The organism is Azovibrio sp. (assembly GCF_049658005.1).
Classification (GTDB): domain Bacteria; phylum Pseudomonadota; class Gammaproteobacteria; order Burkholderiales; family Rhodocyclaceae; genus Azovibrio.
Window position 1 is genome coordinate 1 of sequence record NZ_JBASOH010000113.1, and the last position, 3,355, is coordinate 3,355.

3 protein-coding genes are annotated in these 3,355 nt (G+C 69.6%); 1 reads left to right on the top strand and 2 read right to left on the bottom strand.

What is annotated here, in order from left to right; genetic code table 11:
* Positions 1–1,141 (bottom strand): histidine kinase dimerization/phospho-acceptor domain-containing protein (locus WBH99_RS10535; RefSeq protein ID WP_424220045.1); only part of this gene is annotated, 1,141 nt, incomplete at its 3' end.
* 14 nt (positions 1,142–1,155) lie between these two features.
* Positions 1,156–1,827 carry a response regulator transcription factor gene (locus WBH99_RS10540; RefSeq protein WP_424220046.1) on the bottom strand — a complete coding sequence of 224 codons (672 nt, stop codon included), beginning with the start codon at positions 1,825–1,827 and terminating at the stop codon, positions 1,156–1,158.
* A gap of 75 nt (positions 1,828–1,902) precedes the next feature.
* On the opposite strand from WBH99_RS10540, the gene WBH99_RS10545 reads away from it, so the two are divergent.
* On the top strand, positions 1,903–3,355 hold a 1,453-nt coding region (locus WBH99_RS10545; protein WP_424220047.1), incomplete at its 3' end, for an exodeoxyribonuclease V subunit gamma.

A 3,355-nucleotide genomic window follows, 5' to 3' on the forward strand; every position in this document is an offset into this window, starting at 1 on the left:
GCACCAGGGTGAGTCCGAGGCCGTGGCCGGCGCCGGGGCCCTGGCGCTGGAAGCGTTCGAACAGGCGCTCCGGGTCGGTGCCGCCCAGGCCCGGGCCGCGATCGCGCACCTCCATGCGGCTCTCCTCCAGCCGGCACTGCACGGCCGCGCCGCCGCCATGCCGGATGGCGTTTTCCAGCAGGTTACGGAGCACGAGCTGCAGCAGGGCCGGATCGGCCCAGAGACAGGCCTCCGGCGGCACCCGGTTGTCGAGGGCCGGGACACCGGCGGGGTCGAGGGACTGCCAGCAGGCGTCGATCTCCCGGGCCAGGGCGAGATGCTCCCGTTCCTTGGGTCCGGCGTCCCGGGCGAGGAGGAGCAGGCTCGTGGCGAGCCGGGTGATGCGGTCGCAGGCGGCGATGATGCGTCTGGCGCGCTGGCGGGCCTTGTCCGGCAGGTCCGGGTTGGCGGCCAGCAGTTCCGCGTCGCTGCGGATGCCGGCCAGGGGGGTGCGCAGTTCATGGGAGAGGTGGGCATTGAAGGCTTGTTCCCGGGCGAGTAGCTCGTGCTGGCGGGTTTCGGCCGCGTCCAGGGCCTGGGCCACGGCCAGCAGTTCGCGTTCCATGCCGGGCTGGGCATAGGGCTGGCCGCCGCGGCCCTGGGCCAGGCGCGCCGCGAGGCTCTCGAGGCCCCGGGTCAGGCGCCCGGCCAGGGCATAGACCAGCACCAGCACCAGGGCGCAGAGGATCAGGGCGCCGGAGAGGATCAGGGTGCTGACGGCCGTTACCCGGGCGCCGTGTTCCGATTCGTCGTAACGCAGGATGAAACGGGCCCCCCTGGCCTCGCGCACCGCGACGTGGAATTCCCGGGTCCCCAGGAAAATCTCGTGGTTGCCGATCGGGAGCCGGGCCAGTTCAGGCGCCAGTCCGGGAGGCGGGGGTTCGCCGGGGCGCAGGCGGTAGAGCTGCATGTTGGGGGTGTTGGGCAGGGTCAGCCGTTCCGAATCGCCGCTGGCGCGAATGCTGTATTCCAGTTGCTCGGCAAGAATGTCGTCGATGAACTCCGCTTCCATCTCCTCATACATCGACAGCAGGGCCAGGGCCTGGCCGGCGATCAGCAGCAGCACCAGCCCCGTCACCGACCAGGCGATCCTGATCCGCATGCTGGGGGGCGGCTTCATGGCGGGCAGACCAGCTTGTAGCCCAGGCCGTGCACATTCGCCACCTGCACGCCGCTGGCTTCGCCCAGGGCCCGGCGCAGGGTGTAGAGGACGCTGCGCAGGTTGTCGCTCGATTCCTGCTCGCGGCCCCAGATGGCGATTTCCAGCTCGCGGCGGGAGAACACCCGGTTCGGGTGGGAAATGAGTTCGGCAAGGAGCTTCAGGGCCTTGGGGGGCAGGCGCAGGGGCTGGCCGGCGAGCCGCACTTCCTGGGCGCTGCCATCGTACTCCAGGGGGCCCTGGCGGTAGATCCGGGCCTGGGACTGGACTCCGGCGCGGCGGACCAGGGCCGCGAGGCGGACTTCCACCTCCTCCAGGGCAAAGGGTTTGACGAGGTAATCGTCGGCCCCGGCGGCAAAGGCCGTGAGCTTGTCTTCCAGGGTATCCCGGGCGGTGAGGATGAGCAGGGGCAGGGGATGGCCGGCGGCGCGCAGGCGCCGGGCCAGGCCGATGCCGTCCCCGTCGGGCAGGTTGCGGTCCAGGATCGCCGCATCAAAGCCGCTGTCTTCGAGCAGCAAGGCGGCGCCCGCCAGGGTGTGGGCGTAGTCGCACTGATGCCCGCGCGACTCCAGGTACTCATAGAGGTTCTCGGCGAGGGTCCGGTCGTCTTCGACGATGAGGATGCGCATGGAAGGCGTAGAGAAGAAAGGCCCACATTATAGGCAGCGCCGGCCGGTCATGCCGGCGCAGTACAATGACGTCCCATGCTCCATCTGTTTACCTCCAATCGCTACGAAACCCTCAAGGCCCGCCTGCTGAGGCGGCTGGCGGATGCGCCTCTGGATCCGTTCCAGTTTCAGGAAGTGATCGTCCCCAGCGCCGCCGTGAAGCGCGACCTGCAGCTCGCCATGGCCCGTGTCTACGGTGTGGCGGCGGGGGTGGAGTTTCCCTTTCTGGCCCAGTGGCTGTGGGAGCGGATCGCCCAGCTGGTGCCGGTGGAGGCGGTTTCCCCCTTTGCGCCCGAGCGGGCCTCCTGGCGCTTGTACCGGCTGTTTCAGGACGAGGCCCTGGTTCAGGCGCACCCGCGTCTGGCCGGTTATCTGCAGGAAGCCGATCCGGTGATGCGTCTGGACCTGGCCCGGCGGGTCGCCACCCTGTTTGAAAACTACATCACCTACCGGCCCGACTGGCTCGAAGCCTGGAGTGCCGGCGAAGCCGCCCGCCTGCCCGGCGCCGGCCCCCGGGAGCGTCAGGATGAAGCCTGGCAGATGGCCCTCTGGCAGCGCTTCATCGCCGGCCTGGGCACGGCGCGCCGCCATCCCTCCGCCGCCTTCTTCGATGCCCTGGAACGACTGGGACCCGAGGGCGTGGCCAAGGCCGGGCTGCCCCGCGAGGCGCACATTTTCGGCCTCTCCACCCTGCCGCCCCTGTATTTGAAAGTCCTGACCCGGCTCTCGGCCTGGATCGACATTCACCTGTATCTGGTCAATCCCTGTCAGGACTACTGGTATGAGCTGGTGGCGCAAAAACGCCAGGCCCGGCTCGCCGCCTCGGGCCAGGGCGAGTATCTCGACGACCGCTATCCGCTCCTTGCCGACTGGGGCCGCCAGACCCAGGCCCTGTTTGGACTGATCCTTGAAACCGTGGCCGAAGCCAGCGCGGAGGACGGGAATTTCCAGCCTTCCGGCCAGGCCACCCTGCTCGGCCGCTTCCAGGACAGCATCCTCAAACTGGCGGCGCCGGCGGCGGGGGAATGGCCGCTGCAGCCGGAGGACCGCAGCGTCGAGATCCACGTGGCCCACTCCCTCACCCGGGAGCTGGAAATCCTGCACGATCAGCTGCTCGACCGCTTCGAGGCCGACCCGGACCTGGGTCCCGGCGACGTGCTGGTGGCCCTGCCCGACCTGGATGCGGCCGCCCCCCTGATCGATGCCGTGTTCGGCACCGCCGGCAAACTGCCTTACACCATCACCGGCCAGAAGGCCGTGCAGAGCAATCCCGTGGCCCGCGTGCTGCTGCAACTCATGGATCTTGCCGCGCCCCCGGCCCGCCTGCCCGCCAGCCAGGTGTTCGCCTTGCTGCAAGAGCCGCTGGTGGCCGAAGCCCTGGGCCTGGATGAAAGCGATCTGGAGCAACTGCATCAGGGCCTGCTCGAAGCGGGCGTGCACTGGGGCCTGGACGGAGCCGGACGCCAGTCGGCCGGCCTGCCGCCGGACC